The organism is Vibrio sp. MOR3 (assembly GCF_001557775.1).
Classification (GTDB): domain Bacteria; phylum Pseudomonadota; class Gammaproteobacteria; order Enterobacterales; family Vibrionaceae; genus Vibrio; species Vibrio jasicida.
Window position 1 is genome coordinate 1 of sequence record NZ_LNRD01000017.1, and the last position, 25,302, is coordinate 25,302.

Below are 25,302 nucleotides of genomic sequence, written 5' to 3' on the forward strand. Positions count from 1 at the left end.
GGCCTGCCGCCAGCGTTCAATCTGAGCCATGATCAAACTCTTCAATTTAAGATTTTGTTCGGCTCAACGAATACTGACTTCAAAACTCATCCTTACTCGAAAGTAAGAAGTAATTTTAAAGCTATTATCATTCCAACAGAACGATAATGAATTGACTGTGCCAAGTCTTGCGACTTGATTGGTCACTCAGTTCATTGAAACCTAATTTGAAACCGCTCTTTATTAAGAGAAATTTCTAATTGGATTATCATCAACGAGTGCCCACACAGATTGATAGGTCTATATTGTTAAAGAGCTTGCCTATTGAGCTTTGCTCAAATCGGACGGCCATTTTAGCGAGTTAAAGTTTAGTGTCAATCACTTTTTTCAAACTTTCTTTCAAGCGTTTCCGCTTGGCTAATTGGCTTGCTAACTTGGCTTTCGTTTCTTTCGAAGCGTTGCCGTGTCAGCGAGGTGGCATTATAGAGATTGCGATCACATTGGCAAGCCATTTTTCACCTTTTTTTTGATTTTTTTATCGTTTGAATGTTTTTTATTCTAAAAGCCGAGTTTTTGCTACTCTTCTCACCAGATATCACTGTTATTGGCGCTTTATAAGGAGTAAAGATGAGTTCAATCAGAAGTTATAAAGGCATACGCCCACAGCTAGGTAAACGTGTATACATAGATTCAACCTCTGTTTTAGTCGGTGATATTCGTATTGGCGACGATTCGAGTGTCTGGCCACTAGTTGCAGCTCGTGGTGATGTGAACCATATTCATATTGGTGCTCGAACCAATATTCAAGATGGTAGCGTACTGCATGTAACCCATAAAAATGCTGAGAATCCCAACGGCTATCCGCTAATCATTGGTAATGATGTCACTATTGGTCATAAAGTCATGTTACACGGCTGCGAAATCCACGATCGTGTATTGGTTGGTATGGGAGCAATCGTTTTAGATAACGTTGTTGTCGAATCAGACGTAATGATAGGCGCTGGAAGTTTAGTCCCACCGGGGAAAGTATTAGAAAGTGGTTACTTATATGTGGGCAGTCCGGTAAAACAAGCTCGCCCTCTATCAGAGAAAGAACGAGCTTTCTTGCAAAAGTCTGCCAATAACTATGTGCAGAACAAAAACGACTACATTAACGAATGTGGAAGACATCAATGAGTAGTTAGGAATAGCCCGCTAATCGATGATGATATGGCCTTCTTCACTGAAGGCTTCCTCTTCTATTAACTCTTCGGCGATTTCTTCAAGATCAAAGCGGTAATCAGTAAATACTTTGATTGCCGCTTGCTCAGTTTCAATCAGTGAACCACTGAGTTTTGCTAACTTTTGTTTAGTGACATAACACTCAATCAGCGCACCTGATTGCTGCGCAGCAAAATTTACCGATTGTGATGCTTCATCCCAAGACTGCATGTCAGGGAACAGAATGGATTGATTCATTGATTACTGACCTTCAAGATTCTTTCTTAGCTCTCTAAGAATTTGTTTTGAGCCAGGGCGTAGACCTCGCCATAACATAAAGCTTTCCGCTGCCTGCCCTACCAACATTCCAAGACCGTCATACGCATAGGCAGCACCGTTTTCTTTTGCCCATAAATTAAAGCTCGTCACTCCTTTGCCATAAATCATATCGTAGCTAGTACTATTGCTACCAAAGATAGAAGAAGAAATAGCAGGCAACTCACCACTAAGAGAAGCGGAAGTGGAGTTGATGATGACATCATATTCTTCATCAATGCTCCCCATCTCTTTGGCTGTGATCGGGCCATGAGAGACAAACAACTCTGCAAGCTCCTGAGCTTTGCTAAAGGTACGGTTGGTTATAGTTAAAGAGATAGGGTTTTGCTCAAGGAGTGGTTTAATCACACCACGAGCAGCACCACCAGCACCGATGATCAGGATTCGTGCACCTTCCAACATGACTTGATACTGAAGTAAGTCTTGTACTAGACCCGCACCATCGGTGTTATCACCAATGATTTCTCCATCATCAAGCTTCTTTAGTGTATTGACCGCACCCGCTAGCTGAGCGCGCTCTGTGAGGCGACTAGCAAATTGATAAGCATCTTCTTTAAATGGCATGGTGATGTTGCAACCTCTACCACCTTCAGCAAAAAACACCTTCGCCGCTTCGATAAAACCATCAATAGGAGCGCTTTCTGCGGTATATACCAAAGGCTGATTGGTTTGGCGTGCAAACAAGGTGTGTATGAACGGTGACTTACTGTGCCCGATAGGGTTACCAAACACGGCATAGCGATCAATTTGCTGAGTCATTTCCTTACCTTCATTCCTTACTATATAGAAAAAACAGGGCCATCTGATTACAGATGACCCTATCACTATCTATCTATATAGAAAAGGAGATTCAGTACTTACCAATCACGTGGGTTTAGGTATCGCTCGTAAAGCTCTGCTTCTGGAGAACCTGCTTGTGGCTCGTAGCTGTATTCCCAACGAGCAAGAGGTGGCATCGACATCAATATCGACTCTGTACGCCCGCCACTTTGTAGACCAAACAGAGTACCGCGGTCATACACAAGGTTGAATTCAACGTAGCGACCACGGCGGTATAGTTGGAATTCACGCTCACGCTCACCGTACTCAATACCTTTACGACGAGATACAATCGGCAGGTAAGCTTGGCAATATCCTTCGCCAACCGCTTTGATGTAGTCAAAACACTTGTCGAATTCCCACAGGTTTAGGTCGTCAAAGAACAGACCACCAACACCGCGAGTTTCATTACGATGTGGTAGGAAGAAGTATTTATCACACCATGCTTTGTGCTCTGCGTAAACGTCGTCACCAAATGGCGCACAAAGCTGTTTTGCTGTGTCGTGCCATGATTGGCAATCTTCTTCAAATGGGTAGAAAGGCGTTAGGTCAAAACCACCACCAAACCACCAAATTGGGTCTTCGCCATCTTTCTCTGCAATAAAGAAGCGGACATTGGCATGTGAAGTCGGTACATAAGGGTTTTTAGGGTGAATAACCAAAGAAACACCCATCGCTTCAAAACGGCGACCCGCTAACTCTGGACGATGCGCCGTCGCAGATGCTGGCATTTCATTACCTTCGACATGAGAGAAGTTCACCCCTCCCTGCTCGAAGATATGACCACCACGCAATACGCGAGTGCGGCCACCGCCGCCAAGACGCTCTCCTTTTTCACGTTGCCATTCATCTTCGACAAAGACGGCCTTTCCATCCTCTTGCTCTAATTGCTGACAAATGGAATCCTGAAGTGACATCAAGAACTGCTTTACGGCGTGCTTATCGATTGCTGACATACGTGTAGTACCTATTGATTGCTGACTAGCAGGGTTAGCCCTGTCTTAATATTTGCGAGGTTTTAGCATCACGGATTTCACTCGGCTTGTCACGACCACTGGTTTTACCACGTAAGATCGCAACAAGTCGGTCACCTAACTGTTCTTCGACTTCTTCCGTCGTCATACAAGGAGGCAGACCTGTAAGATTCGCGCTGGTAGAGGTTAGCGGCTTTCCGAACGCATTACACATCTTTTGTACCAAAGGATGATCCGTCACACGTACGGCAATCGAATCAAATTGACCCGATACCCAGAGAGAGACTTTGTCACTCGCGGGCATAATCCAAGTGTATGGCCCTGGCCACGTCGCATGGACTTCATCTAACTGATCTTGAGTCAACTGAGATTCATCAACATAAGGCAAAAGCTGCTCATAGCTAGCCGCAATAAGAATGAGCCCTTTCTCTACTGGGCGCTGCTTTAGCTCTAGCAACTTTTGAATCGCTTCTGGGTTATCTGGATCACAGCCGACACCAAATACACCTTCTGTTGGATAGGCAATCACTTCGCCTTTTTGTAGTGCTTCGAGCACCTGTTCAAAGTTATCCACTGATGACTTCCTGATAATCTTATCTGTTGTGTTTGCACTAAGTGTACAAATATTCATTCTCAGAGACTAAATCAATTTGTTTATAAAATGTATCAATACCATTTACAAACGCACGCAAACGTTTGCTTGAGGTAAAAATCCCCGTATAATGCGCACAAATTTATCAGCTCACCTAATTTTGCAGCTTGAAGGAGTTTGAGATGAAAGTCGGTATCATCATGGGTTCTAAATCAGATTGGCCAACCATGAAACTAGCAGCAGACATGCTGGATCAATTTGGCGTGTCTTACGAAACAAAGGTGGTGTCAGCTCACCGTACTCCTCAATTATTGGCTGATTACGCAAGCAGCGCGAAAGAACGCGGCATTAAAGTCATCATCGCGGGTGCAGGCGGTGCCGCTCACCTACCAGGCATGGCAGCAGCGTTTACCAGCGTACCTGTACTTGGTGTTCCAGTTCAGTCTCGTGCACTGAAAGGCATGGATTCACTGCTTTCTATCGTACAAATGCCAAAAGGTATTGCGGTTGGTACATTGGCGATTGGCGAAGCTGGCGCAGCAAACGCTGGCATCCTAGCAGCTCAAATCCTTGGTACACATGATGAAGCGATCATGGCAAAAGTCGAAGCGTTCCGTAACGAACAAACGGAAACCGTATTGGCGAACCCAAACCCTGCTGAGGATTAATCAGATGCATGTACTGGTTCTTGGTGCGGGCCAATTGGCTCGTATGATGTCTCTGGCTGGTGCGCCACTGAATATTCAAATCTCAGCTTACGATGTGGGCAGTGGTAACATCGTTCATCCACTGACTCAGCATGTACTAGGTAACGGCTTAGAGAATGCGATTGAACAAGTGGACGTCATTACTGCTGAGTTCGAGCATATCCCACATGACGTGCTTGATGTGTGTGAAGCCAGTGGTAAGTTCCTACCAAGTAAGCAAGCCATCAAAGCGGGTGGTGATCGCCGTATTGAGAAAGCATTGCTTGATGATGCAAACGTACGTAACGCGAAATACTACGTAATCGAAAATCGTGAAGACTTTGACCGCGCAATTGAACACGTTGGTATGCCAATGGTTCTGAAAAGTGCGTTGGGTGGTTACGATGGTAAAGGCCAATGGCGCTTAAAAGAAACTTCTCAAGTCGAAGGCATTTGGACAGAGATGGCAGAGTGCATCGCGGCAGCAAAGACTCAAGCAATTGTTGCTGAGGAATTTGTCCCTTTTAACCGCGAAGTTTCACTGGTTGGTGCTCGCGGTAAAGATGGCAGCGTTGAAGTGTACCCTCTGGCAGAGAACGTCCACACCAATGGTGTATTGAGCCTTTCTACTGCGATTGATGCACCAGAGTTGCAAGAGCAAGCAAAACAGATGTTCACGGCCGTAGCCAACGACTTAAATTATGTTGGCGTGTTAGCGCTGGAGTTCTTTGACGTTGACGGCACTTTGCTGGTTAACGAAATCGCACCACGCGTACACAACTCTGGCCACTGGACTCAACAGGGTGCAGAAACCTGTCAGTTTGAGAACCACCTACGCGCCGTGTGTGGCATGCCTTTGGGTAGCACTAAGCTGGTTCGTGAAACCTCGATGATTAATATTCTTGGTGAAGACACAGTGCCAGAAACATTGCTAGCAATGGATGGTTGCCACATTCATTGGTACGGCAAAGAAAAACGTGCGGGTCGCAAGATGGGTCACATCAACGTGTGCGGCGATTATACTGGCGAGCTGAATCGTAAACTGTGTGCATTGGCAGATGTTCTCGATGAAGAAGCCTTCCCTGCAGTGCATGAATTCGCTAAGCAGTGGCAAGCGTAGAAATATTTCTGAATAAATAGCAAAAGGGTCGCATCGTGCGGCCCTTTTTTAATTAGAACTGAAGGCTATTGTGATTGAGTATGCTGGCACTTACGGCTCGCGCATTGCAGTTTAACCCCGCTGGCCAGTTTCTTTTCTACCAACAAGGTAAATCCACATTCCTCGCAGCTGCCTCTTACAGGCGGCAAGTTCACCGCAAACTTGCACTTCGGATAGTTATCACACGCGTAGAATGTTTTACCAAATCGGGTTTTACGCTCAACCAAATGTCCTTTGCCACATTCAGGGCAAGCGTGTTGCTCTTTCGCTTGCTGCTCTGGCTCAGGTTGGTTAATCGACTCAATATGATGGCATGCTGGGTAATGGCTACAGCCAACGAACATACCGTAGCGCCCTTGCCGCAATACCAGCTCATTACCGCAATCCGGGCAAGGCACGCCCAACTCTTTTACGATGTGGCCATCATTGCTGTGTAGCGGCTTGATATAATCGCAACTTGGATAATGGCTACAACCTAAAAACGGGCCATGCTTACCGTGTTTAAGAGAGACTTCCCCACCACATTTAGGACAAGGTTCGCGCTCAAGCGCATGCTCATGTGCCGAGAAAAGGTTGTGATCGATTTTACTACTCATACTCATCGCTCAAGCAGAAGATATTAATGAAGAATACCTTGTTCCTTGGTGTATAGCAGCTCTTCCATCAGCGTGTAGGCGTTTTCGTTGCCCGGCACATTAAACAGCACCATAAGAATGATCCATTTCAGGTCTTCAAGCTCAAATTCATGAGTTTCTAGCCCCATCACACGATCAATAACCATTTCGCGAGTTTCCGTAGTCAGAACATTGATTTGCTCTAGAAACAATAGAAAACCACGACATTCAAGATCCAAACGCTGCATCTCAGACGATGTATAAATACGGGTCGATGCCGCTGCAATGCAAGCCGAGATAGCAGAATGTGCGTCACTTTGTTGCAACGCCGCCAGCTCTTCTAACCAGACAAGGGCTTTGTAGATGTCTTTTTGTTGGAAACCTGCACGAAGCAACTCATCTTCCAACTCGTCTTGATCGACCTGTAAATCTGCATCGCTACGGATGTAGGTTTCAAATAGATACATAAGTATATCCATCATCATAGCTAGCCCCTCCCCTTTCGAATATAGCCACCGGATACTGCAACAACATGCCCTGAAAGCTCAAGCTCTAAGAGCTGCATCATGACTTCTTGGACAGGTATATTGGTCCTGTTTGCAAGAATATCAACTGGTGTAGCCTCATTTCCTACGTTAGCTAACAGCTGAGGAAATGGCAATTCTTCTTCATCAATTGGCGCAGAAAATAAATCTAGGCTCTGATTAATAGACCAATCAAGCAGTGACTGTATTTCATTTAACACGTCTTGAGTAGTTTGTACGAGACAAGCACCGTTACGAATCAATTGATTACCGCCACTCGCATTGGGCGAATGAATAGAGGCAGGAAGCGCAAATACTTCACGACCTTGTTCCAGAGCATAACGAGCAGTAATCAAGGAGCCACTTTTTTCCGCCGCTTCCACCACCAATACACCCAACGACAAACCACTAATAATTCGATTGCGACGTGGGAAGTTTTCCGCACGAGGTTTCGCTTTTGGACGAAACTCCGAAACGAGAGTGCCATTCTCCATGACACGCTGCGCTAAACCACGATGCCTGGCGGGGTACACTTGCTCCAACCCAGAACCTAAGACAGCGATAGTTTTACCGCCCGCCATAAGCGCACCATCATGAGCATGACCATCAATACCCAAAGCCAAGCCACTGGTCACGATCAGATCATGTTGTACGAGTTCTGAAGCAAAGCTACGAGCATGTTGCAACCCATCCACACTAGCATTACGACTACCAACCATGGCGATTTGCGGTTGAGACAAACAGCTCGCATCTCCCTTTACAAATAATAAAGGAGGTGGCGCGACCGTTTGTTTAAGAAGTGGAGGATAAAGTGGATTCGCCAAGGTGAGAATAGAATGATGGGAAGAGGATGCTAACCAAGTTAAACAAGCATCGACTTCTTTATCGACCTCAGACCATGCTTGTAACTGTTTCATCGTCAGCCCAAGGCGGAGAAGCTGTTCAGTCGAGTACTGGACAATGTTATTCGGCGTGTCTTTGGTCAGCAGCTTATTCATCTTAACCCCGCCAATGCCTGGTAAGCAGCTGAGCTTTAACCAGGCAGCGAGGTCGGTATCATTGTGTGGTTGCATTGGTAGTCGATTCCTCTACCAGAGGAGAAACCACAGATACCTCTTTGTTGATTGGCTTCGTGCTATTGGTGATCAGAGCAAGACTGAAATACTCATACGGGCGAATCACTAACAACTCCCCAACTTTGCTCTGTGGTAAGGTAATTTTCGTATCGAGCAAACCATTATCTTTGGCAAAGTCATCACCGTCTTTGAATACTGGGTGTGCGTCTTCTTTCAAATCAAACACACTGCCTTGGCGAAGCGCATCCGATGTGCCTTTATCTATCACCACAACTTGGTTGGTCGAGCTATAACGGATACCTTCAATATTCCCCAATAATTTCGCAGAAGAGCCTTGTGGTGATGGCAACGGATAGAATGTTGCAGAGAAATCACCGTTATCAAGAACTTGAACTGGCAAAGCAATGTCGTTACGGACAATCTCTTGCAATTGCGTGGTGATCTTCAGACCAGAAAATTCACTCGACGCCTCGACCAACTCACCTTTAGCAATCAAACGTAATGCCGTGATTTGCTTTGATACATCATCTCGCGAGAAGGTTTCTACAGGTCGATAGATAGCCCATCCTGCCGAAGTTTGCTCACCACTAATATACAGCGTGTCTTCCGCAGTAAGGAATTTGTTGCCTTTACTGCTGCCCATCACTTTGGCTGCATTTTCTAATGTTTCATCATCCACTAAGCGATCGGATTTCAGATAAGGCATCACCAACCCTTCCGCAACCGTCGGTACCGCTTTTCTTTCCGTGATACGCGCTTGAGGGCTAAGCTTTTTAACCGGCTTTAAACTCAATACCGGTTGGCCATTAATCCAAACCAAAGAGAGCTTATCACCGGGATAAATCAGATGTGGGTTGTCTATTTCTGGGTTTACCTGCCACAAACGAGGCCACAACCAAGGGCTATCCAAATACAAAGCAGAAATATCCCACAGCGTATCACCTTTCACCACAACGTAAGTTTTGGGTGCATCGTCTTTAACGGTAAGTGGTTGGGAGTCCGTGTTTGCTACGGCACTGAAAGAGAAAAGTAACGGCAACGTAATGCGAGAAACGTTGCGGAAAATTCGATTCATGACCCTCGTCCTTGGTCTGTTAGGCAGTTACCGGAATGGAAATTGGTATCAGGATGCTGTCATTTAGGTCATAAAATGTCTAGAATTGAGCCAACAAGGTTTGTGCTGTTACGGCACAGTTCAATATTTCGAGTGAATATGTCTGTATTACAAGTATTAACATTCCCAGATGATCGCCTGCGTACCGTTGCAAAACCTGTAGAAGAGGTGACACCTGAGATTCAAAAAATCGTCGATGACATGATTGAAACCATGTACGACGAAGAAGGTATTGGCCTTGCGGCAACGCAGGTTGATATCCATAAACGTATCGTAGTAATTGATATTTCAGAGACTCGCGATGAGCCAATGGTGCTTATCAACCCTGAGATTCTGGAAAAGCGTGGCGAAGATGGCATTGAAGAAGGCTGTCTGTCGGTACCTGGTGCTCGAGCACTTGTAGCTCGCGCTGCTGAAGTTACCGTTAAAGCCCTAGATCGCGATGGCAAAGAATACACTTTCGACGCTGACGATCTGCTAGCAATCTGTGTTCAGCACGAACTAGACCATCTAATGGGCAAACTGTTCGTTGATTACCTATCGCCACTAAAGCGCAAGCGTATTCAAGACAAGCTAGCGAAAATCAAACGCTTTAACGAGAAACAGCAAAACGCTTGATCTCGATACAATTTAATTAGAAGGAAGTCTACCTTGAGTCAGTCTTTACGTATTGTCTTTGCAGGTACTCCGGATTTCGCCGCCCGTCACTTGGCGGCGTTGTTGTCTTCGGAGCACGAAGTAATTGCGGTTTACACTCAGCCAGACCGCCCTGCTGGTCGCGGTAAAAAGCTTACTGCCAGCCCAGTAAAAACCATCGCGCTAGAGCACGGCATTCCGGTTTATCAGCCAGAAAACTTCAAATCAGACGAAGCCAAGCAAGAGCTTGCCGATCTAAACGCCGATATCATGGTAGTAGTAGCTTATGGCCTATTGCTTCCACAAGTTGTGCTAGACACACCTAAACTAGGTTGTATCAACGTACACGGTTCGATTCTTCCTCGCTGGCGCGGCGCTGCTCCTATCCAACGTTCAATTTGGGCTGGTGATGCAGAAACAGGTGTAACCATCATGCAGATGGACATTGGCTTGGATACAGGTGACATGCTGAAAATCGCAACATTGCCGATTGAAGCAAGTGACACCAGCGCATCTATGTACGAAAAACTTGCAGGCTTAGGCCCTGATGCTCTGATTGACTGCCTAGCAGACATCGCAACAGGTAAAGCTGAGCCAGTGAAGCAAGATGACGAGCTTGCAAACTACGCGAAGAAGCTGAGCAAAGAAGAAGCACGCATTAATTGGAATGACGACGCGGCACACATCGAGCGTTGCGTTCGCGCATTCAACCCATGGCCAATGAGCCACTTTGAAGCGGCTGAAAACAGCATCAAAGTATGGCAAAGCCGTGTGGCGGAACAAACCAGTGACAAGCCAGCGGGCACTATTGTGCAAACAGATAAAACCGGCATTTATGTTGCGACAGGCAATGGCACACTGGTACTGGAACAACTGCAAGTTCCGGGTAAAAAAGCCATGTCAGTTCAAGATATTTTGAACTCACGTGCATCTTGGTTTGAAGTTGGCACCCAACTGGTTTAAAAAGCCAGACAATAATGTCAAAGACCAATAATACGAACTTTTAGAGGGCAGAGATGCCCTCCTTTACTTTAAGGTACTCATCATGAATGTTCGCGCTGCGGCTGCCAACGTCTTGTATCTTGTCGTCGACAAGGGCTACTCACTTTCAAGCGCTCTTCCAGCGGCTCAACAAAACGTAAGACCACGTGACCACGCTCTTCTACAAGAGATCTGTTACGGCGCTCTACGTTACCTCCCTCGCCTAGAAATGATTGCAAACCAGTTGATGGATAAGCCGTTAAAAGGCAAACAACGCGTTTTCCATCACCTTATTTTGGTAGGCATTTATCAGCTAAGCTTCATGCGTATTCCTGCGCACGCTGCAGTCGGTGAAACAGTTGAGGGTACTAAAGAGCTGAAAGGTCCTCGTCTACGCGGTCTTATCAACGCGGTATTGCGTAACTACCAGCGCAACCAAGAAGAACTAGACCAAATGGCGGTCAGCAACAATGCGGGCAAGTACGGCCACCCAAGCTGGTTACTTAAACTGCTGCAAGAAGCTTACCCAGAGCAGTGGGAAAGCATTGTTGAAGCCAACAACCAAAAAGCGCCAATGTGGCTGCGTGTAAACCACCAGCACCACACTCGTGATGAATACCTCACGCTGCTCAAAAATGAAAACATTGATAGCACGCCACACACACAAGCAATGGACGCCCTAAAATTGGCCGCGCCATGCGATGTGATGAAACTGCCGGGCTTTGAAAAAGGTTGGGTATCGGTGCAAGATGCGGCAGCACAGCTGTCGATTAACTATCTTGAACCAAAAGATGGCGAGCTGATCCTAGACTGCTGTGCAGCACCGGGCGGTAAGACAGCGCACATTCTTGAGCGTACGTCTGGCAGCGAAGTGGTAGCGATTGACTGCGACGACACACGTCTTAAACGTGTGCACGAAAACCTGAAGCGTCTCAACCTTCAGGCAAAAGTGGTTTGCGGCGATGCGCGTAATCCTCAAGAATGGTGGCAAGGCGAACAATTTGATCGCATTTTGTTGGACGCACCATGCTCTGCAACGGGCGTAATTCGTCGTCACCCAGACATCAAATGGCTACGTCGTGCTGATGATATCGCCGCACTTGCGGAACTACAGAGCGAAATTTTTGATGCAATGTGGACGCAACTGAAACCGGGCGGCACCATGGTTTACGCGACTTGCTCAATCACACCACAAGAAAACGTGGAGCAAGTAAAAGCGTTCTTAGCACGTACTGCTGATGCGCAACTAGTGGACTCTGATCCCGAACAACCTGGTCGTCAGATTCTACCAGGTGAAGAAGATATGGATGGTTTCTACTACGCAGTGCTAACAAAAAAACACGCGTAACAGCATGCTAAATAGGGCGATTGAAGCAAATTCAATCGCCTTTTTCAGATAACGAGTAAAGAGTATGAAAATCATTATTCTTGGTGCTGGTCAGGTTGGCGGCACATTGGCAGAAAACCTCGTTGGTGAGAATAACGACATCACCATCGTCGACAAAAATGGCGACCGACTGCGAGAGTTGCAAGACAAGTACGATCTTCGTGTTGTTAATGGTCACGCGAGCCACCCAGATGTGTTGCGTGAAGCAGGTGCACAAGACGCCGACATGCTAGTTGCGGTGACCAACACCGATGAGACCAATATGGCCGCGTGTCAGGTTGCCTTCACTCTGTACAATACCCCAAACCGTGTTGCACGTATTCGTTCTCCAGAGTATCTGGCAGAAAAAGAAGCGCTATTCAAATCTGGTGCAATCCCTGTCGATCACCTTATCGCACCAGAAGAGCTGGTAACCAGCTACATCGAACGCCTCATCCAATACCCTGGCGCATTACAAGTCGTCAGCTTTGCCGAGCAAAAAGTCAGCCTAGTCGCAGTAAAAGCCTACTATGGTGGCCCGCTGGTTGGTAACGCTCTATCCGCTCTGCGTGAACACATGCCACACATCGATACTCGTGTTGCTGCGATTTTCCGTCAAGGTCGTCCAATACGTCCGCAAGGCACCACCATCATTGAAGCTGATGATGAAGTGTTCTTCGTTGCGGCAAGTAACCATATCCGCTCAGTAATGAGTGAACTTCAGCGCCTCGAGAAGCCCTATCGCCGCATCATGATTGTTGGTGGTGGTAACATCGGTGCGAGCTTAGCCAAACGCCTTGAGCAAACCTACAGCGTCAAGCTGATTGAGCGTAACTACCAGCGTGCAGAAAAACTGTCTGAGCAGCTTGAAAACACCATCGTCTTCTGTGGTGATGCGGCAGACCAAGAACTGCTAACAGAAGAAAACATCGACCAAGTAGATGTGTTCATCGCGTTAACCAACGAGGATGAAACCAACATCATGTCTGCGATGTTGGCAAAACGCATGGGTGCAAAGAAAGTGATGGTGCTGATCCAGCGCGGCGCTTATGTCGACCTAGTGCAAGGCGGTGTGATTGACGTGGCTATCTCACCACAGCAAGCGACGATTTCTGCCCTACTGACGCACGTTCGTCGTGCTGACATTGTTAACGTATCTTCTCTGCGTCGTGGCGCGGCAGAAGCGATTGAAGCCGTTGCGCACGGTGACGAAACCACATCCAAGGTGGTAGGTCGCGCGATTGGCGATATCAAACTCCCACCAGGAACCACCATTGGTGCTATCGTTCGTGGCGAAGAAGTTCTTATCGCACACGACCGTACCGTCATCGAACAAGATGACCACGTCGTGATGTTCCTGGTCGACAAAAAGTACGTACCAGACGTCGAAGCGCTGTTCCAGCCGAGTCCATTCTTCCTCTAGGATTTTCCTATGGTCAACTTACGTCCCGTACTGTTTGTTATCGGGCTGGTTTTATCCAAACTGGCCCTTTTTATGTACGTGCCGACTTTGGTCGCGTTTTTCACAGGTACGGGCGGATTCCTCGATTTCGCCCAAGCCGTTGTGATCACCCACCTAGCCGCATTCATCTGTTTGACGATTGGTCGAACCGCTAAATTCAAGCTCAGTGTTCGCGATATGTTCCTCATCACCAGTTTGGTGTGGACCATCGCCAGTGCCTTTGCAGCATTACCATTCGTATTCATCAACCACATTAGCTTTACCGACGCTTACTTCGAAACCATGTCTGGCATCACGACAACCGGATCTACAGTGCTCAGTGGCTTAGACAACATGGCTCCGAGCATTTTATTGTGGCGATCTATCTTGCAATGGCTTGGGGGCATTGGCTTTATCGTAATGGCGGTTGCCATCCTACCAATGCTTAACGTCGGTGGTATGAAACTGTTCCAAACCGAATCGTCTGATTGGTCAGACAAAAGTAGTCCAAGAGCCAAGACCGTCGCGAAGAACATCGTATTAGTGTATCTGATGCTGACAGGCTTGTGCATTGTGGGTTATTTGCTGACTGGCATGAACCTGTTTGAGGCGATCAACCACGCCTTCACCACCCTATCAACGGGTGGTTACTCAACATCAGATGGTTCAATGAACCACTTCTCTAATGGCGCACATTGGGTGGCCACCACCTTTATGTTCCTTGGTGGTCTGCCATTCCTGTTGTTTGTTGCCGCGTTACGTAAGCGCAGTGTCGAAGTCTTAATACGAGACGCCCAAGTGCGCGGTTTTGCCTACTTGTTTTTGTTCTCAAGTCTCGTGGTTTCTGCTTGGCTCGTGCTTCGTGATGGTTACACCATTTTGGATGCACTGCGTGTATCCATGTTCAACATCGTCTCTGTCGTTACGACCACTGGCTTTGGTCTAGAAGACTTCACCGCATGGGGCGCCCTCCCAACGACACTGTTTGCCTTCTTAATGATGGCAGGTGCATGTTCGGGCTCGACCTCTGGCGGGATTAAAATCTTCCGTTTCCAGATCGCGATGACGTTACTTAACAAGCAAATCATGAAGCTGATTCACCCATCTGGCGTATTCGTTCAACGTTATAACCAACGCCCAGTGAACGACGATATTGTTCGCTCAGTGGTGGCATTTGGCTTGATGTTCTTTATTACCATTATCTTCATCGCTGGCTGTTTAAGTGCGCTTGGCCTAGACCCTGTGACCAGTATTTCTGGTTCGATTACTGCGGTAGCAAACGTAGGTCCTGGCATGGGTAGCGTGATTGGCCCAACAGGTAACTTTGCGCCTTTACCAGACACAGCGAAATGGCTCCTAAGCTTTGGTATGTTAATGGGACGCTTAGAAATTTTGACTATTCTTGTACTGTTCTTCCCGGCGTTTTGGCGTAGATAAGCAGACTTAAAATAAAAGGTATAACAATGAAAACATGGATCACTCTGGCTACCCTACTAGCCACTTCATCCGTTTACGCGGCAGAAGTCGTGAAGCTTGCGGATGGGCGCGAAATAAAACTGAACGACGACTTCACGTGGGAATATGTCGTGAATAAAACCGCACCAAAGGCCACAGAAACGACACTAGAAAACGTAGAAGCGGTAGAAGCGGCGGCAGTGGTAGCCTCGACAACAGCCGTAGCAACAGTAGCTGCACCAGACACAACAACAGAGATAGCGACGATTCCAGTTGTGAACAAGAAAGTCGGAACCACCGTTGTTGTAAACGCGAAGAAGCCAACCATGCAGCTGTCTGATTCAGGTGTGGATGTATTGATTGGCTCGGCGAGCTATGAAGATGGTGAACTGATTTTCCCAACTTCTATCACTAACCAAAGCTCACAATCAGTGATTCAGGTAGAAGTGGAAGTACAGGTATTCGATATGGCTGGCAAACAATTGGCGAAAGAAAACATCACGGTTTGGCAGTCTATCAAACGCATGGCAGATACCTACCTTCGCCCACAACAGGCCGAGCAAGGTAAAACAATTAAATTGGCAGTGCCACAGTCGCAGCAGTACCAGTTCTCTGCAGAAGTATTAGAAGTGAAAACTCGCTAATATATGGCACATCACTTTGTCGAGTTTATCTTTATGTTAGATAGGCTCGACAAAGTAATAAATCGCAAAGAAGTGACAGACACAACCCGCCAACACAAAGCCATGCCAAATCGCGTGATTAAAAGGAATTCGTTTGGCAACGTAGAAAATCACCCCTATTGAATACACCAAACCACCCGCAGCTAAAAGCGTCAAACCACCAATATCCAGATTTATCGCCAGTTGGTAAATCACAATCAACGATAACCAGCCCATAACCAAATACGTCATCAAAGACAATTTTTTGAATCGATAAACAAACGCGACTTTCATGATGATACCGATCAGAGCAATGGTCCAAATCACAATCATCAACCCAATTGCTAGTGGCGTACGTAGGCTCACTAATAAAAATGGCGTATAGCTACCTGCAATCAGTAGATAAATAGCGCAGTGGTCAAACGTTTTTAGCCAGCGCTTGGCTTTCGGATATGAGATCGCATGGTAAAGCGTGGATGCCAGAAACAAGACAATCATACTCGAGCCGTAGATAGCCATACTGGTAATGGTCAGCGCATCCGCTTGATGATCGAAAGCCTTGATGAGAAGCAGAACCAAGCCAACAATGCCGAAGATCATTCCAATACCATGAGTAATGGAGTTGGCCAGTTCTTCGCCCTGACTGTATTGTGCTTTCTGAGGTGAGGACATGAACGCGCCTATACTAGAGTTTTGAATATTCACTCTAGTATGGCACATTAGGCTTACACGTGTAAGCTTAAATTAGAACTCGTGCACCGCGGTAGTTTGATCAAGATAGTTGAGCACTAATGAGCCAACATCATCCAATTTAGTATTGATTGGAATACTCAACTCACGTTTTAATTTCCCACTGCCGAGTAGGCTAGCTAACATGCCACAAGCACCACTACGAGTCCGATCAACTTCAAACCATAACTTCAGGTTTGTCTCGTCGCGGTGAGCAACAAACTCCAATTCTCGCCATACTCCGTGATATGGGCCGTCGGTTGGCACCATTTCAAACTCTTGCACAAATGGGAGGTCAAAGCCTTTCACTTCTTCGCACTCCACTTGTCGAATACGCAAACCTTGCGATTCAAAAGCAGACAAAATGGCATCCATAAGTGGGTCGGGTCTAACAGTGAGAATGTCTTTGTCGGTTGGATCTAGTGCCATGGCGACGTCTAAGCCAGTTTCAAGCCAGACTTGGGCATCACCAATAGTGACAGGCGTGTTCCATGGTACGTCGAGCTTCACGTCAAAGGTGCGCTCTTCACCAGGGTGAATGGTAAATGCATAAGGGAGGTTCCACTTCGCCAAAACATGAGTCTGCGGCACTCTTCGCATACTCTGTCCTTCACGAGCACCACGATCATCTGGGGCTTCTGCGATATAACGACAGCAAAGTTTGAGGTCGATATTGTCGATCGCTTGCTCTGTCGCTCCACCATAGACATGGATAGAAACATCCACGCTCTGGCCGGGATATAGCACATCTTGATTCAGGACCGAGTCGACCTTAGCACTACCGATCCCAAAACTTGCCAGTGTCTTCTTCAAAAATGACATATGCACCTCCTTCGTAGAATTCTCATACTACTACTGCTGATCATGGGATCAAAACAAATTTCACCTTGTTCTAAGCTCAAAAACGATAAAATCCATACAATTCAACTGTTCAACTATCGACCAATTATGGCAGGAGTGCTAACCTATACACGATATGCATGCATATCATTATTCCTGATTCATTATTTGGATTGGCGAAAGCCAGAAGAGCCACCCTTCAAGCAGTTGAAGCTCAACTCATAGTGACTCAGGCCATTACATCGGCAATGGATATGCCTGGCAGTTAGGTATCTAAATGCGCCCAACAACAGTCAGGTTCGCACACACTAATCGTAGTGCAATGCGCCGTCGCAGTGGTTTTACTGCTGCGCCAAAGGCAAAACAAGTTGCGCCAACAATGACTCTGGTTGAGAAGACAGCGATTATGCCAAGTGTTCCAAACAAAGTTATTAAAGCAGCTTAATTAAAAAGCGCGGCAGTCACCGCGCTTTTTTCTTTTCTCTCCGCCCTTTCCTATTTGGTGTTCGCCAAGCAATTTGATACCTTTAGTAGCAAATAACACCTATAAATTCTGTGGAGAAAGAAATGAAGTGTCATCGTATTGAAGAGCTGCTTGAGCTACTAGAGCCAGAGTGGCATAAAGATCAAGAAATGAACCTGCTACAGTTCATCGTTAAACTGGCAAACGAAGCGGGTTATGAAGGCAAATTGGAAGATCTGACTGATGATGTGTTGATCTACCACCTCAAAATGCGCAATAGCAGCAAAGACGAAATGATCCCAGGTCTAAAGAAAGACCAAGAAGATGACTTTAAAACCGCCATCCTTCGCGCTCGCGGTATCATCAAGTAAACGGCTCAACACCCAATACTGATAAGCGACTCATTTAAGTCGCTTTTTTTATAACTAAATCAACCAGTTCGAAAAGCCATTTATAACTGTTCAGCCATTTATCAGGTTAACTGTACTGACTTTTGTTGTTAAACGTTGACAGTGTTAAAGAAACGGAATTGTTATTGATTGTATAATCGCCGTTCATCAGTATTTACTAAAATAATTATGCCCAGTCATGATTCACCGTCTGGGCAAAACAGCAATGTCATTGAGCGTCATCAATAGAAATGTCGCCGCACATTATAAGAGCCGAAAGAAGGAAGCGTTCATGAGTCAGGATAAGATCGATATCAAAGATGTGACTCCCAAAACCTTTAATCCCAAAACCCACAAAGGGAATGGGGACCGTTTCAACCCAAGTAATCGTATCTATGTGCGTGAGAGCAAAGGCACCTTTCAAAAGCTACGCCGTTATGGTGGTTGGTTTTTGTTGTTGCTGTTTGCATTGGTTCCGTGGATTCCTTACGGAGAGCGCCAAGCCATTTTGCTGGATATCGGAAACCAGCAGTTCAACTTTTTCGGCACCACTCTGTACCCTCAAGATCTCACCCTGCTCGCCCTGTTGTTTGTGATTTCCGCTTTTGGGTTATTCTTCATCACCACCTTTTTAGGTCGGGTTTGGTGTGGCTATCTGTGCCCACAAACCGTGTGGACCTTCATGTATATCTGGTTTGAAGAAAAGCTAGAAGGCAGCGCCAATAAACGCCATAAACAAGATTCCAATAAGTTGACCACCAATTTGGCGATACGCAAAACCCTCAAACATATCGCGTGGTTTGCGATAGCCCTTGCGACAGGTTTCACCTTTGTTGGTTACTTCGTACCGATGAAACAGTTGGTTATCGACTTCTTTACTTTCAATGCTAACTTCTGGCCAGTGTTCTGGGTGATGTTCTTCGCCATTTGTACTTACGGTAATGCAGGTTGGATGCGCTCTATCATGTGTATTCACATGTGTCCTTATGCACGCTTCCAATCCGCCATGTTCGACAAAGACACCTTCATTGTTGGTTACGATACCAAACGCGGAGAAAAGCGAGGTCCTCGCTCACGTAAAGCAGATCATAAACAAATGGGGCTCGGTGACTGTATCGACTGTGATTTGTGTGTTCAGGTCTGTCCAACTGGCATCGATATTCGCGATGGCTTGCAATATGAGTGCATTAACTGTGGTGCATGTATTGACGCCTGTGACAAAACCATGGAACGCATGGGCTATGAAAAGGGTCTGATCAACTACACCACAGAACATCGCCTCTCAGGCAAGAGTACAAAGGTCATGCGTCCCAAACTGCTTGGTTATGGTGCAGTATTATTGGTGATGATTGGCTTGTTCTTCCTACAAGTCGCATCCGTTGACCCGGCAGGTATGAGTGTACTGCGTGATCGTAATCAGTTGTTCCGCGTTAATAGCTCAGGTGAAGTGGAAAACACCTACACCCTCAAAGTGATCAACAAAACCCAACAAGTTCAAAAGTATGACTTAAACGTGGAAGGCTTGAGTGATGTCAGTTGGTATGGCAAACAAACGATTCAAGTTGAACCTGGAGAAGTCTTGAACTTACCAATGAGTCTTGGCGTTGATCCTGACACGCTAAACTCCGCGATTACGACAATTCAGTTTATACTCACCGATAAGAGCAACGAATTCACTATCGAAGTAGAAAGCCGATTCATCAAGAAGCTATAACTTCGAAGACCAATGGAAAAAGGCTCAGTAATGAGCCTTTTTATTTATATGTCCCAAGGTACTTTCAACTTTGATGCCCTGACGCCTGACTTTATGTGGTACGCGCTAGAGAGCATCGGTATTCGAGCAGAGTCAGGATTTCTGCCTCTCAACAGCTATGAAAACCGCGTATACCAATTCACTGACGAAGAACGCCAACGCTACGTAGTAAAATTCTACCGCCCAGAACGTTGGAGCAATGAGCAAATTCAAGAAGAGCATGATTTCACGCTTGAACTGATCGACAACGAAATTCCCGTCGCCCCACCCGTTCGCATTAATGGTCACACCTTGCATCACTATCAAGGTTACGGCTTTGCTTTGTTTGAGAGTGTTGGCGGTCGTCAGTTTGAAGTGGATAACCTCGATCAATTAGAAGGCGTTGGTCGCTTTTTAGGTCGTATTCATAAAGTGGGAAGCAAACAAGCGTTTCAGCACCGTCCAAGCATTGGTCTACAAGAGTATCTCTACCAACCAAGAGAGATTTTGCAAAACGCCAATATGATCCCAATGCATTTGGAAAATAGTTTCTTCAATGATTTAGACATGCTGATCAAATCACTCGAAAACCACTGGCAAGACGGCTTTAAATCCATTCGTCTGCACGGTGATTGCCATCCGGGTAACATCTTATGGCGTGATGGGCCAATGTTCGTCGATTTAGATGACTCACGTAATGGCCCAGCGGTGCAAGACTTGTGGATGCTACTCAATGGTGAACGTCAAGATAAGCTAATGCAATTGGACATTGTTTTAGAAGGTTACCAAGAGTTTTGCGATTTTAACTCGGCAGAATTGAAACTAATCGAGCCACTTCGCGGTCTACGAATGGTGCACTATATGGCATGGCTAGCAAAACGTTGGCATGACCCGGCATTTCCGCTCGCTTTTCCATGGTTCAATGAGCCAAAATACTGGGAAGGTCAGGTCCTTGGATTTAAAGAGCAGATTGCCAACTTAGAAGAAGCACCACTGTCTTTAATGCCTCAATGGTAAGTCGGGCCGAACAATTCAAAATGGAGATTATTTAAATGAAAAAGCTGTTCGCACTGTTTTCTATGCTGATGCTTAGCCTGTCGGCACATGCAGCGCAATTCAAAGAAGGTGAACAATACAAAGTATTGGATCTAGAAGCATCAAAGAAGCCTGTCGTTACTGAGTTCTTCTCTTTCTACTGCCCACATTGCAATACGTTTGAACCTATCATTCAGCAGTTGAAGAAGCAGCTACCTGAAGGGGTGAAACTGCAAAAGAACCACGTGTCATTCATGGGGGGCAACATGGGGCCTTCAATGAGCAAAGCCTATGCGACCATGGTTGCGCTTAAAATTGAAGATAAGATGGTACCCGTGATGTTTAACCGCATTCACAACATGCGTAAAGCACCACGTGACGACGCAGAGCTTCGTCAAATCTTCCTAGATGAAGGTGTAGATGCGAAGAAATTCGATGCTGCATTCAAAGGCTTCGCGGTGGATTCAATGGTTCGTCGCATGGACAAGCAATTTGAAAACAGCGGCCTAACTGGTGTACCTGCAGTAATCGTGAACAACAAGTACCTAGTTCAAGCGCAAGGCATCAAATCAACTGAAGAATACTTTGCTCTTGTAGATTACCTACTGACACTTAAGTAATTCGAATTGAAATGAAAAAGGGGAGCAAGATGCTCCCCTTTTCAATTTAACTTTAGCTCGGATTATTTATGAATATCTTGCAGCAAGATATCTTTCTCTTGCCAAACCTCGCCTAACCATTGCTGGAATTGGCGCTTGTACGGCTTATCATTGAAGTAATCCCCCAATACCTTCTCATCCACAGGCAACACGTTCACACGCACCACAATCTTGGTCATACGGCCCATCAAAATGTCTTTAAATGGTTTATCTGTGTTTTCTGGGTAAGCTAATGTCACATCGATAATGTTCTCAAACTGATCACCCATTGCCGCTAATGTATATGCGATACCACCTGACTTAGGCTGTAATAAGTATTGGTAACCGGCACGGCTCTTACGCTGCTTCTCTTGGGTAAAACGAGTCCCTTCGACATAGTTCACTACTGTGGTCGGAGTATGTTTGAATTTGGAACACGAACGACGCGTGGTTGCCAAATCTTGACCACGTTTGTGTGGATTACGAATCAAAAACTCCCGCGAATAACGACGCATAAACGGCATATCCAGCGCCCAACAAGCCATTCCGATAAAAGGCACATATAATAGCTGTTGCTTGAGGAAAAATTTTGGCATCGGAATGCGATCTTTAAACACGCAACACAGTACAACAATATCAGTCCAACTAAGATGATTACTGATCAAGAGGTACCAACCATCCTTCTTTAGGTTTTCACCGCCTTCAATATCCCATTCAACGCGATTGAATAAGGCAAGAATACCCATGTTGATGGTGGCCCAAACCCACATCATTTTATTGGCCGCCTCTGTCCCCTTAGCTTTGAGCTTTGCTGTTGGAAGCAAAAGCTTAAAAATAGCAATGATACAAATTGCGATGGAACAAATCGCAGAATTTATAATCACAAAGGAAGCGTTAAAAATGAGTAACAAATATGCCAACATGGTAACCAATCGATAACTTGTGCGCGTGACCAATAAAACAGCGTGTAATTATACGAATCCATTGCCATATTGGAACATTTGTAAGAATGGTCAGATTTGTTGCAATGTAAAACTGGACCACCGCTCAAACAAATATTCTTCATTCGACAAACAAGGAGAACGCGAATGAATCCAAGGCTAACCTTACTGCCTTTGGCCTTTATCGTCAGCACAGCTCAGGCTCAACTAGCAGAGACCGCAGGTTTTAGCGGCGAAGTTTCATTAAATGCTGGCTTCGTCTCATCTGAATCCCACTTTAATACGGATAATAGCAGCACAATTAATTCTCTCAATGAAAGCGCCGAGAGCGACAGTTCTTTCATTGCTGCCCCTCTAGGCAACGCAGCTTATACATTCGGTCACCGACTTAACCACCAAGTGTATGCAGGTACGACACGTTCCGATATCGCTATCGGTACTTTGGCATTCCAATTGGGCTATAAATACCAATTAGATTCAGGCACTGTGCTCGATTTCTCATATTTACCGACCATTTTGGAAGGGGAAACCTGGCAAAACCCTTACTTAACCAATCAAAAAAGAAAAACCACAGATGAGGGTGGCAACGCCTTTCGTTTCCAGATCAACCGCTTTTTAGACGATAACTTTAATCTTGATCTGGCTTACGCAGACAAAGACGTAGAAAAAGACACCGTGACCGATCCATCACTGGCCCGTGATGCTAAGATCTACCACATCAAAGGTGACTATCGAATTCCACTCAGCCGCACATCGATGCTACAACCCGCATTTACTTACATTTATCATGATGCAGATGGCGACGCAGAATCCTTTAACTCTTATGGATTGGACTTAAGTTGGTTCCAGTTTATCAATCGACATCGTGTTGCCTTAACTGCCGGCTACACGGTTAAAGACTTTGAATCAGCAAGCGCGACGTTTGGTAAAACTCGCAACGATGATAAGTTAAGTTTGTTTGCTGCATACGAGTACAAAAATGTATTTGATTGGGACAACTGGTCTTTCATCTCACTAGCAGGTTATAGCAGTACGGATTCCAACATTACTTTTTATGATGAAAAAGAGTACTTGTTGTCGGTCGGTTTAAACTACACCTTCTAACCCTTATATTGCAGCGAGTACAAACCAGACTCGCTGCGAAATAGCTTCTATACCGCCTGTGCGGTTAACTGCTTGAGCAATCTATCCATCGCTCTGTACCCTAACGCTTCTGCAAGATGCGTTCGTTCAATCGCTGCTGAGCCCTCCAGATCAGCAATCGTCCGCGCAACTTTGATAATCCGGTGATAGGCACGAATCGATAACCCAAGACGATGCAGCGCATTCTCTAAAAATTCCGCATCGGATTTTTGTAATGGGCAGAAAGCTTCAATTTCTCGACTCCCCAACAGGGCATTTACCTTACCACTGCGTTGCAACATACTCTCTCTGGCTAAGTTGACCCTTTGTTTTACTACGGAGGTTGGCTCACCTCTATCACCTCCTTCAGCTAACGTACCTTTCGGCAATGCAGGAATCTCTAACGACATATCAAATCGGTCAAGCAACGGCCCTGACAATCGACCAAGATAACGCAAAATCGCCTGTGGATTTGTGCGAGATTGGTTACCTTCGTAATAACCCGTAGGGCTCGGGTTGAGCGCTCCGACCAACTGAAATCGAGCCGGAAAACGGGTTTTACCCTGCGCACGTGAAATAATGATCTCCCCCGACTCTAATGGCTCTCTTAAAGAGTCGAGTACTTTGCGATCAAACTCTGGCATCTCATCCAAAAACAACAGTCCATTATGCGCCAATGAAATTTCACCGGGTCTAGGCACTGAGCCTCCCCCGACCAATGCCGCCATTGAACTAGAATGATGCGGGCTGCGCAGCGGGCGTGTTTTCCAATTATGTTCATTGATTTCACTTTGAGTTAGCGACGCTACTGATGCCGTTTCCATCGCTTCTTCATCGGTCATCTCAGGCAATAAATCACACAGTCGTGAAGCCAACATGGTTTTACCCGTTCCGGGAGGGCCAAGAAAAAGTAAGTTGTGATTACCTGCCGCCGCTATCTCTAAGGCACGTTTACCTTGTTGCTGCCCAATGATGTCTTGCAGATCTCGACCATGCTTTTCGACGACATTACGCTTTGGTGCTTGGTGTAATTCCAACTTATGCTGACCACAAAGCTCAGCGCACACTTCCAGTAAAGACTGCGCGGATTTATGTTGTTCTTTCCCCACCAAAGCGGCTTGATCACCGTTGGCATGGGGCACAACTAAATGACGCTGACTTTTATTTGCGGCCAGCGCGGCGGGTAAGACGCCTTTTACGGGCCTTAATCCGCCAGAAAGTGCCAATTCGCCAACAAATTCGTAGTTTTTAAGCTTATCTGTCGCGATTTGCTCTGAAGCGGCTAAAATTCCCAACGCAATCGGTAGATCGAAGCGCCCACCTTCCTTGGGTAAATCTGCTGGGGCTAAATTTACCGTGATTCGCTTGGCAGGAAATTGGAAATTGGAATTAATGATCGCACTGCGGACACGATCTTTAGATTCTTTTACTGTTGTTTCAGGTAGACCGACGAGTGTAAAGCCCGGCATCCCATTGCTGATGTGGACTTCCACGCTTACCGATGGCGCTTGCACACCCACACTTGCTCGACTATGAATGATTGCCAGCCCCATAATTTCCTCAAATTTTTGTACGCTATATAAGCAGATGTTTTCTATATGGATATGTTATATAGCCTGTCCAGATGGGTACTTAATGTGAAAAAAGAATGACTTTTTGCTTGTCATGCAGCAGATTTGTGTGTTACCACTAGTGACGCAAACATTTTCGTAGAACATTACACAATACTTTTTAACGAAAAAAGAACGACAGACAGATGAACATATTCGCTCACATCAACTCACTGCTAGCCCTGATTA

Annotated in this window: 26 protein-coding genes and 1 pseudogene; 15 read left to right on the top strand and 12 right to left on the bottom strand. The window is 46.0% G+C overall.

What is annotated here, in order from left to right; genetic code table 11:
- Positions 1-606: 606 nt before the first annotated feature.
- Positions 607-1,159, top strand: a pseudogene (locus tag ATB76_RS22955) (gamma carbonic anhydrase family protein).
- A 14-nt stretch (positions 1,160-1,173) separates the two neighbouring features.
- Here the strand turns inward: ATB76_RS22955 and ATB76_RS22960 are convergent.
- The 4 genes from ATB76_RS22960 to ATB76_RS22975 form a co-directional block, all read right to left on the bottom strand.
- Positions 1,174-1,437: a DUF1488 domain-containing protein gene (locus ATB76_RS22960; protein WP_038881695.1), complete on the bottom strand. Its 264-nt coding sequence runs from the start codon at positions 1,435-1,437 to the stop codon at positions 1,174-1,176.
- A 3-nt stretch (positions 1,438-1,440) separates the two neighbouring features.
- Complete coding sequence (gene aroE, locus ATB76_RS22965) at positions 1,441-2,274, bottom strand: shikimate dehydrogenase (RefSeq protein WP_042602368.1); 834 nt, start codon at positions 2,272-2,274, stop codon at positions 1,441-1,443.
- Positions 2,275-2,372: 98 nt separating this feature from the next.
- Entirely contained in the window at positions 2,373-3,290 is a 918-nt protein-coding gene (gene hemF, locus ATB76_RS22970) for an oxygen-dependent coproporphyrinogen oxidase (protein ID WP_042602369.1), read from the bottom strand.
- Between the two features lie 34 nt (positions 3,291-3,324).
- Positions 3,325-3,882, bottom strand: coding sequence for an L-threonylcarbamoyladenylate synthase (locus ATB76_RS22975; RefSeq protein ID WP_042602370.1), 558 nt, complete (start codon positions 3,880-3,882; stop codon positions 3,325-3,327).
- Between the two features lie 200 nt (positions 3,883-4,082).
- Here ATB76_RS22975 and purE point away from each other — a divergent pair, with 200 nt between their 5' ends.
- Positions 4,083-4,568 carry a 5-(carboxyamino)imidazole ribonucleotide mutase gene (gene purE / locus ATB76_RS22980; protein ID WP_005440742.1) on the top strand — a complete coding sequence of 162 codons (486 nt, stop codon included), beginning with the start codon at positions 4,083-4,085 and terminating at the stop codon, positions 4,566-4,568.
- A gap of 4 nt (positions 4,569-4,572) precedes the next feature.
- A complete protein-coding gene (locus ATB76_RS22985; RefSeq protein WP_061036152.1) occupies positions 4,573-5,706 on the top strand; it encodes a 5-(carboxyamino)imidazole ribonucleotide synthase in 1,134 nt (377 codons plus the stop codon).
- A gap of 65 nt (positions 5,707-5,771) precedes the next feature.
- Here the strand turns inward: ATB76_RS22985 and ATB76_RS22990 are convergent, their stop codons facing one another.
- Genes ATB76_RS22990 through ATB76_RS23005 form a run of 4 tightly spaced genes read right to left on the bottom strand, consistent with a single transcriptional unit; the run spans position 5,772 to position 9,034 of the window.
- On the bottom strand, positions 5,772-6,341 hold the full coding sequence (locus tag ATB76_RS22990; RefSeq protein WP_061036179.1) for a topoisomerase DNA-binding C4 zinc finger domain-containing protein: 570 nt from the start codon (positions 6,339-6,341) through the stop codon (positions 5,772-5,774).
- Positions 6,342-6,364: 23 nt separating this feature from the next.
- The gene (locus ATB76_RS22995) at positions 6,365-6,844 is read right to left on the bottom strand and encodes a DUF494 family protein (RefSeq protein WP_061036153.1); all 480 of its coding nucleotides are present in this window, start codon (positions 6,842-6,844) and stop codon (positions 6,365-6,367) included.
- A 2-nt stretch (positions 6,845-6,846) separates the two neighbouring features.
- The gene (gene dprA, locus ATB76_RS23000) at positions 6,847-7,956 is read right to left on the bottom strand and encodes a DNA-processing protein DprA (protein WP_061036154.1); all 1,110 of its coding nucleotides are present in this window, start codon (positions 7,954-7,956) and stop codon (positions 6,847-6,849) included.
- The gene (locus ATB76_RS23005) at positions 7,940-9,034 is read right to left on the bottom strand and encodes a LysM peptidoglycan-binding domain-containing protein (protein WP_039976007.1); all 1,095 of its coding nucleotides are present in this window, start codon (positions 9,032-9,034) and stop codon (positions 7,940-7,942) included. Before ATB76_RS23005 ends, dprA begins: the two co-directional genes overlap by 17 nt.
- A gap of 138 nt (positions 9,035-9,172) precedes the next feature.
- Between ATB76_RS23005 and def the strand changes: the two genes are divergently transcribed.
- The 6 genes from def to ATB76_RS23035 all read left to right on the top strand — a co-directional run bounded on the left by def (position 9,173) and on the right by ATB76_RS23035 (position 15,596).
- Positions 9,173-9,691 (top strand): peptide deformylase, encoded by a 519-nt coding sequence (gene def / locus ATB76_RS23010; protein ID WP_038870153.1) that lies wholly within the window; start codon positions 9,173-9,175, stop codon positions 9,689-9,691.
- Between the two features lie 33 nt (positions 9,692-9,724).
- Positions 9,725-10,672, top strand: a complete 948-nt coding sequence (gene fmt, locus ATB76_RS23015; RefSeq protein WP_061036155.1) for a methionyl-tRNA formyltransferase — start codon at positions 9,725-9,727, stop codon at positions 10,670-10,672.
- A gap of 82 nt (positions 10,673-10,754) precedes the next feature.
- Positions 10,755-12,038, top strand: a complete 1,284-nt coding sequence (gene rsmB, locus ATB76_RS23020; protein ID WP_061036156.1) for a 16S rRNA (cytosine(967)-C(5))-methyltransferase RsmB — start codon at positions 10,755-10,757, stop codon at positions 12,036-12,038.
- A gap of 64 nt (positions 12,039-12,102) precedes the next feature.
- On the top strand, positions 12,103-13,479 hold the full coding sequence (gene trkA, locus ATB76_RS23025) for a Trk system potassium transporter TrkA (RefSeq protein ID WP_061036157.1): 1,377 nt from the start codon (positions 12,103-12,105) through the stop codon (positions 13,477-13,479).
- Positions 13,480-13,488: 9 nt separating this feature from the next.
- The gene (locus ATB76_RS23030; protein ID WP_038870160.1) at positions 13,489-14,934 is read left to right on the top strand and encodes a TrkH family potassium uptake protein; all 1,446 of its coding nucleotides are present in this window, start codon (positions 13,489-13,491) and stop codon (positions 14,932-14,934) included.
- Between the two features lie 26 nt (positions 14,935-14,960).
- Complete coding sequence (locus ATB76_RS23035; protein WP_061036158.1) at positions 14,961-15,596, top strand: DUF3157 family protein; 636 nt, start codon at positions 14,961-14,963, stop codon at positions 15,594-15,596.
- Positions 15,597-15,632: 36 nt separating this feature from the next.
- Here ATB76_RS23035 and ATB76_RS23040 read toward each other — a convergent pair whose 3' ends face one another.
- Together ATB76_RS23040 and ATB76_RS23045 are read right to left on the bottom strand one after the other, a co-directional pair.
- Positions 15,633-16,286, bottom strand: coding sequence for a hemolysin III family protein (locus ATB76_RS23040; protein ID WP_061036159.1), 654 nt, complete (start codon positions 16,284-16,286; stop codon positions 15,633-15,635).
- Between the two features lie 72 nt (positions 16,287-16,358).
- Positions 16,359-17,165, bottom strand: a complete 807-nt coding sequence (locus ATB76_RS23045; protein ID WP_061036160.1) for a sporulation protein — start codon at positions 17,163-17,165, stop codon at positions 16,359-16,361.
- Between the two features lie 295 nt (positions 17,166-17,460).
- Here ATB76_RS23045 and ATB76_RS28305 point away from each other — a divergent pair, with 295 nt between their 5' ends.
- From ATB76_RS28305 to ATB76_RS23065, 5 genes are all read left to right on the top strand, one after another.
- Complete coding sequence (locus ATB76_RS28305) at positions 17,461-17,628, top strand: hypothetical protein (RefSeq protein WP_010645766.1); 168 nt, start codon at positions 17,461-17,463, stop codon at positions 17,626-17,628.
- A 122-nt stretch (positions 17,629-17,750) separates the two neighbouring features.
- Positions 17,751-18,017 carry a YihD family protein gene (locus ATB76_RS23050; protein WP_038870166.1) on the top strand — a complete coding sequence of 89 codons (267 nt, stop codon included), beginning with the start codon at positions 17,751-17,753 and terminating at the stop codon, positions 18,015-18,017.
- A gap of 310 nt (positions 18,018-18,327) precedes the next feature.
- Positions 18,328-19,749, top strand: a complete 1,422-nt coding sequence (ccoG, locus tag ATB76_RS23055; protein ID WP_061036161.1) for a cytochrome c oxidase accessory protein CcoG — start codon at positions 18,328-18,330, stop codon at positions 19,747-19,749.
- A 48-nt stretch (positions 19,750-19,797) separates the two neighbouring features.
- Entirely contained in the window at positions 19,798-20,784 is a 987-nt protein-coding gene (locus ATB76_RS23060; RefSeq protein ID WP_038870169.1) for a serine/threonine protein kinase, read from the top strand.
- 35 nt (positions 20,785-20,819) lie between these two features.
- Positions 20,820-21,422, top strand: a complete 603-nt coding sequence (locus tag ATB76_RS23065; RefSeq protein ID WP_038870173.1) for a thiol:disulfide interchange protein DsbA/DsbL — start codon at positions 20,820-20,822, stop codon at positions 21,420-21,422.
- Positions 21,423-21,484: 62 nt separating this feature from the next.
- On the opposite strand, the gene ATB76_RS23070 is transcribed toward ATB76_RS23065, so the two are convergent.
- Positions 21,485-22,363 (bottom strand): acyltransferase, encoded by an 879-nt coding sequence (locus ATB76_RS23070; protein WP_039976002.1) that lies wholly within the window; start codon positions 22,361-22,363, stop codon positions 21,485-21,487.
- A 165-nt stretch (positions 22,364-22,528) separates the two neighbouring features.
- Between ATB76_RS23070 and ATB76_RS23075 the strand changes: the two genes are divergently transcribed.
- Positions 22,529-23,485, top strand: a complete 957-nt coding sequence (locus ATB76_RS23075; protein ID WP_038881678.1) for a DUF2860 domain-containing protein — start codon at positions 22,529-22,531, stop codon at positions 23,483-23,485.
- 47 nt (positions 23,486-23,532) lie between these two features.
- On the opposite strand, the gene ATB76_RS23080 is transcribed toward ATB76_RS23075, so the two are convergent.
- Positions 23,533-25,056, bottom strand: coding sequence for a YifB family Mg chelatase-like AAA ATPase (locus ATB76_RS23080; RefSeq protein ID WP_039975999.1), 1,524 nt, complete (start codon positions 25,054-25,056; stop codon positions 23,533-23,535).
- Between the last annotated feature and the right edge of the window lie 246 nt (positions 25,057-25,302).